Source organism: Geobacillus sp. WSUCF-018B (genome assembly GCF_002809985.1).
GTDB classification, from domain to species: Bacteria; Bacillota; Bacilli; order Bacillales; family Anoxybacillaceae; genus Geobacillus; species Geobacillus thermophilus.
This window is the reverse complement of the sequence record NZ_PIJF01000086.1, coordinates 1-5371: the sequence shown is the minus strand read 5'-3', so window position 1 is coordinate 5371 and position 5371 is coordinate 1. Positions and strand designations below refer to the sequence as shown.

Genomic DNA, 5371 nt, shown 5'->3' with positions numbered 1-5371 from the left:
ATTCTCCTTTCGAATGGCAGGTCGCACTTTCATTCTACAGGAGATCCGCCAGCAAGGGCTATTTTTATGCTTGCTCAAGTTTATCTAGCACCACGGGTTTTTTATAATCTACCTATGAATTTTAGTCATCATTCAGTGAATGCTGCACTTCTGCTTAACTTATTTATTTTGTCAAGTTGCTCATATAACCACCGAACAAAGTTTTTACCCTCTGATCCCAGCTCTTCCTTACCCTCTCGAATTAACTGATCACCTAAATAGAAACCTTTATCAAGCGCTTGAAACAAATGTTTATATAATGTGGCTTTTTCGTTCTCTTTTCGCAGCTCAGGAGAGAGAAACTCATGCTTCCTAATAGTTTGTAAATAGTACAATCCTAGATAAGTGTATACATGAAAAGCGGCTAAAACACGGTCCACCGGCCAATAGGTATCCCGCCAAGTGATATATATAGGACGTGACGTTTGAGCTGAATATCCTGGCCTTAATATAGGTTTGATTAGTAATAGGTCGGCATATTTTTTGTGTAAGGATTCGTGAAGTATAGCCTCAGCAGTCTTAATAGGATTATCTACAACTAAACGTGAGAGGAATATAGTACTTGGAATGTCGTTGGTAGAAGCACTTTCAAATAAGTTTTCACGATTACCTAGTGTATCTACGATTGCGATCATTTGAACATGGGGTAAGACATTCTTTGATAAATCAGGCAATAATAAGGTTAAAAGTTCAAAGCTATATTGTAAAGTTTTTTGTGTCTTTTCATCAGGCATGACCAATATTGGTTCAGGGTCAGTCCCTGCTGCTAGTTCGTTTTGAAAGAGTGTTTTGAAATGTTTTTCAATAATATCATTGTTGGATTCATTAATAAACCAAATCCAAGGTGACGAATCAGTACTTCCAAGGTAAATAATTTTTTCCATTCGACTTTTTAAAGGACCTATTTGTTTGCCTTCATCCAGTATTGAGATTGTGTAATCTAATATTTTATTATAAAGTCTAATTTTCTCAGTCTTACCTTTTTTCAAAAGGCCAAAAGCTTTATTTAGCACATCTCTCATTACTGGATCTTGAATAACCCTGTGTGTGATTGTACGTTCGGATTTTTGAAACCGATCATACAGCCTTCTAAAGTCACTATTTTCTTCAGCTAACAACTCTGTAATAAATGTATAGGTGTGAAAGACTAAATCGTTTATAAATGTATATTTACAATACAAAGGATGAAGAGACATTTCTTTTTCCACTTGGAACACGTAGTTCTCGTTCATAATATTTTACTCCTTATCTGTTTCTTTTTGATTTTTTAAGGTATACAAATCCTGATTCAGCAAGTTGAAAGAGAACATTTTTTATTTCCTTTAAAGGCAGATGATCTAGTCCTACAAACTGTAATTTATCGTTTTGTATAAGGCTAAATCCTTCAGAACATAAACTCCATAAAGCGTAAGCCTCTAAATTCATCGTAACGCTTTTCCCTGTAATTGTACTGATTAATATTGCTTGTTGCTCCTCCTCAATAAATTCCTCATAGACCCCTTTTTCTTGATAGAAGATCAGTTCTTCACTATCAATATCCTCAACAGAAACAGGTATCTTATTGCATATGAGCAGTTCAAAACGCAGTAACATTTCCAACAATTCTTGAGACTGTCTTTTGGTCCATTTCAGTGTTTTGGCGAGTATATCTCTTTGCTCTTTGAAGGGGGTTGGGTTTTTTAACCAATGCTCCCATTTATATAATGAACCTGGAATTTCAACTAAGTAATCTCGGTTCGATTTGTAAAGCAATGTACACTTTTTAGGTTTTTGGTCAACAAATGAGTAATTTGATTGAAGGACGGTGACATCATCTTCCAGCCATGTATATTGATTGTCAATCGATTCAATAAATAATTTTGGTTTGCAGGTCAAGGGTTTGGGAAGACCGGTATCATAACAAGCACGCAAAAACATTTCCTCTTCTACTTCGCGTGAGGATGAACGATGAAACCAATTTGCATCTCGTCTTGGTCGATAAGGGCTTCGTCTAGCAGTTGCTTCCATTAGTTCGGATGTTTCAGTCTCGCTTATTCCTTCTCTGGTGATGTAATTAGTGCTTAAAGCGAGATCCTCATCATCTTTTGGTGGAATAATTTCGATTCCAAATTTATCCGGATTTAGACCGATAGGAGAATTCAAATCAAGAACAAAGGGGCTAGCTCCCCATGTTGAATAAGGAACACCGTACTGTTCATCAGATTTCCTCATAATTTCTTCGGCAAAGAAAATGGTTCTTGTTGTTTCTTGTTTATTCTCCCCTGGAAATCCAAGAATTACAAAAAGATGTACAGGAATACCTGATTCCAAAAATGCATGTAGATTCTTAGGGATATAATCAACTCTAGTTTCTTTGTTCATCAAATCCAAAATACGCTGGTTAAATGATTCTAGTCCAAAGTTCATTCTACGGCACCCAGACTGATATAAGCGATTTGCAATTTTCTCATTTAAACCCGGAGCAAATCTCGTCTCTCCGTACCAGAACAATTTACTGTCGCGTTTAATTAATTCATCGCTAACACCTTGAAGAGTGGGCAGAGTTAGTAGCTCATCCACAAACATAAAATGCCTGGAACCATGTTTTTCTTTTTGGTATTCCATCTCATCGACTATTCTTTCGGGATTGCGCATACGAAATCTGTTACTAGCAAAAGGAATGGAGCAAAATGCACAATTAAAAATGCAGCTCCTTGATGCATAAGTCGGCAGAACAGGACCAGGAGCAAAATATTTTTCTAAAGGGTAGTCAGAGAAGTCGGCAAACGGTACTTCATCCAGCTGGACATCCTGAGGTGGAGTATGATGTAATTTATCTCCTTTCTTATATACATGTCCTGGTATAGATTCAACTCCACCATTGAATAAAGATTGGCAAAGCTTCGGAAGAGATTCTTCTCCCTCATATAGAATAAAGGAATCAATAAGCTGGCATAACGGATGAGGCTCCTTCCATTTATGAACAATCCGAGTTGTATAATTGCCTCCCATGGTAATGTGAATATCTGGACGAATTTCTTTGATCAATTTGGCGATTGTAATTGCTGCAACCAATTGGGTATCTGCAGAAACAGAAATTCCTACTAATCCTAGATTTGGGTCCTCTAAGTGAGGAGGAAGCATTTTTTGAAACAGCCATCGATAAATATTTTTTTCAGGATCATCTGCCGCTTTAAGTACTGCTTGGCTTGAACGAGCCGAATAGTATAAATCATTGGCAAACAAATCAAATTTCAATCCCGGAAACGATGCAGAGATAAAATGAAGTGCGTTGCGTAGAGTGATTTTGGCTTTCAGAAACTCTTCGTGATTTTGAAGACCAGAGAATGACCGCAATGTTTGCTTAGCATTGTCAATATTTTTTATCGTTTCAGGGTAAATTAGCCTAGCTCTTTCAAGTTCTGGGAGTAAATTGGAGTCGGAATCACGATACCTCTTTTCGAACAAGCTTTCAAGTGATAGTAGTCCTTTCCTTGATACAAGCCAGTCTACTGATTCAATACTTAAATCCAAGCATCTGACATCCCATCCTCGTGCCTTTAAAGATCCTGCAAGTAAGGGAATAGCCAGATGTGGTGCATATGTATTCCATAACGGAGGGTTGATTAGTAATATTTTGGGTTTACTCATAACCTAACCACAACTCCTTGTTAAGAAAGAACATCCAGGAGTAAAACCCCTGGATATTCTCAGTCAAAGTCTCAATCAGTTCTCTTTTAATTCGGGGTTCAGTTTTTTTCTCATAGCCGGAGGTAACGCGTACTGAACACCTGTGCGAATCTCAGGTTCGATTTTATTAATATAAGGTGGATCTACCATGTTTTTCTCACGAATGAGCTTTCCCAACTTCAAGATTCGCTCGTTGTTGCTCATCCTTTTCACCTCCTTTCAAAGTTTCACAAATAACAATTTCCGCATCGAGTAACATATTTAGGCTTTCTTCCAATTCCTTTAAGGTCACAGATGAATCGGAAGGAACAATTTCTTGATAAAGTTTAGTTATCTCATCGTAGGTTCTGTTATCACATAACTCGAATATTAACCATGCAGTAGGATTCAGATAGTGAATATTGGGTTTGTGAGGAGTATATATTAGAATTGTATTCCATTCCTCAACAGCCCTCGTACGGAGATTTGGGTGTTTCTTGTAGTATCCATTCGGGCAACTCACGAAGATCAACTCCTTTGTTTGTATTCACGCAGTATGGATCGGGTGCATCCCACCGTCCTGTGAAAGCATATGCCGTTGAACGGCAACCACCACGAGATCCTTGAGATTCATTGCAGTCTTGGCAATAATCAACTACATTTCCAGACCTTAATCTTTTGTAAAGCGGATCATCCCAAGTTTCCAAAAAAGACATTTTTCGGATATTACCGAAGTTGACATATTCTCTTAGATATGGACAGCCGATAGAATCTCCTTTGTAATTTACAGTTGCCATTTGCCAACAACAGTTTCCGTCATTAGGATGCCAAGATTGCATGATTGTTACATTATTAGGTACCCTGACACTCTGGATGGCTTCCATCATCTCATCAAGTGATAAGGAAAGTTCATTCCAATTGTGTTTTGCTCGTCCCAAAGGGTAAAGTCGAAGAAATCCCACTCGGTTAACCCCTAATTCCGCAGCTAAATCGACATATTGTTGGAGCTCGTTCGCATTTTTACGGTTGAGAATTAGACACATTAAGGTCGGGACCCCATGTTTCACCATGTATTTGATTCCTTTTACAGCACGTTGGTAGCTCCCTTTTACCCCGACCAAATCATCATGTGTATCCTCGGTAGCTCCCATTAAATCTACACAGACGGTCCCAACACCAATTCGTTTAAATTCCTTAGCTATTTTTTCGGTGATCAATGTTCCGTTTGTACGAACCCAAGTTAACATTTTTGGACAACAATACTCCAAAATTTCTAAAAAGTCAGGCCTATGTAAAACTTCTCCACCCTCAAAAAAGACTTGAATAACTTCATTCTTTACCAACTCATCGATAAAATCTAGCCACTCTTCTTTTGTAAGTTCTTGACTAGACGGACTTTTTGTACAATTCCCATAACAATGTTTGCACTCCAAATTACAAGTATTTGTTATTTGGATTGTTAACTTTATTGGCTTATTAAGAACAAGTTGCAATTCCTGATCACCTCATTTTTTGTTATATTTGTAATTTATTTGGTTCATCACCAAAATATGTACTTGATTTTTATGTTAAAATGTGATAAAGGTCTCTAGACGGACACGCAAAGTAAAACGCTGGATATTTCGATACCCATATCCTCGCCTTTTGATCAATTTTATTTTGTTGTTGATTCCTTCCATTGGAC

The 5371-nt window shown here is 37.5% G+C and carries 6 protein-coding genes; all 6 read right to left on the bottom strand.

The genetic code is table 11. The annotated features are described in order from the left end of the window. Window positions 1–128 precede the first annotated feature (128 nt). Window positions 129–1271, bottom strand: coding sequence for a hypothetical protein (locus CV944_RS16150; RefSeq protein WP_047817797.1), 1143 nt, complete (start codon window positions 1269–1271; stop codon window positions 129–131). A gap of 13 nt (window positions 1272–1284) precedes the next feature. Further along, window positions 1285–3669: a B12-binding domain-containing radical SAM protein gene (locus CV944_RS16145; protein ID WP_047817798.1), complete on the bottom strand. Its 2385-nt coding sequence runs from the start codon at window positions 3667–3669 to the stop codon at window positions 1285–1287. 75 nt (window positions 3670–3744) lie between these two features. Further along, the gene (locus CV944_RS17535) at window positions 3745–3912 is read right to left on the bottom strand and encodes a hypothetical protein (RefSeq protein ID WP_167438927.1); all 168 of its coding nucleotides are present in this window, start codon (window positions 3910–3912) and stop codon (window positions 3745–3747) included. Continuing rightward, window positions 3866–4210: a PqqD family protein gene (locus tag CV944_RS18010; RefSeq protein ID WP_157807546.1), complete on the bottom strand. Its 345-nt coding sequence runs from the start codon at window positions 4208–4210 to the stop codon at window positions 3866–3868. The genes CV944_RS17535 and CV944_RS18010 overlap by 47 nt, the downstream gene beginning before the upstream one ends. Then, on the bottom strand, window positions 4152–5180 hold the full coding sequence (locus CV944_RS16135; protein WP_097355011.1) for a radical SAM protein: 1029 nt from the start codon (window positions 5178–5180) through the stop codon (window positions 4152–4154). Before CV944_RS16135 ends, CV944_RS18010 begins: the two co-directional genes overlap by 59 nt. A 75-nt stretch (window positions 5181–5255) precedes the next feature. Then, a partial coding sequence (locus CV944_RS16130) for a transposase (RefSeq protein ID WP_145994836.1) occupies window positions 5256–5371 on the bottom strand: 116 nt, incomplete at its 5' end.

Excerpts from the sequence above, each read along its gene's own strand:
- CV944_RS16150 (WP_047817797.1), bottom strand. The coding sequence starts at position 1,271 with ATGAACGAGAACTACGTGTTCCAAGTGGAAAAAGAAATGTCTCTTCAT.
- CV944_RS16145 (WP_047817798.1), bottom strand. The coding sequence starts at position 3,669 with ATGAGTAAACCCAAAATATTACTAATCAACCCTCCGTTATGGAATACA.
- CV944_RS17535 (WP_167438927.1), bottom strand. The coding sequence starts at position 3,912 with ATGAGCAACAACGAGCGAATCTTGAAGTTGGGAAAGCTCATTCGTGAG.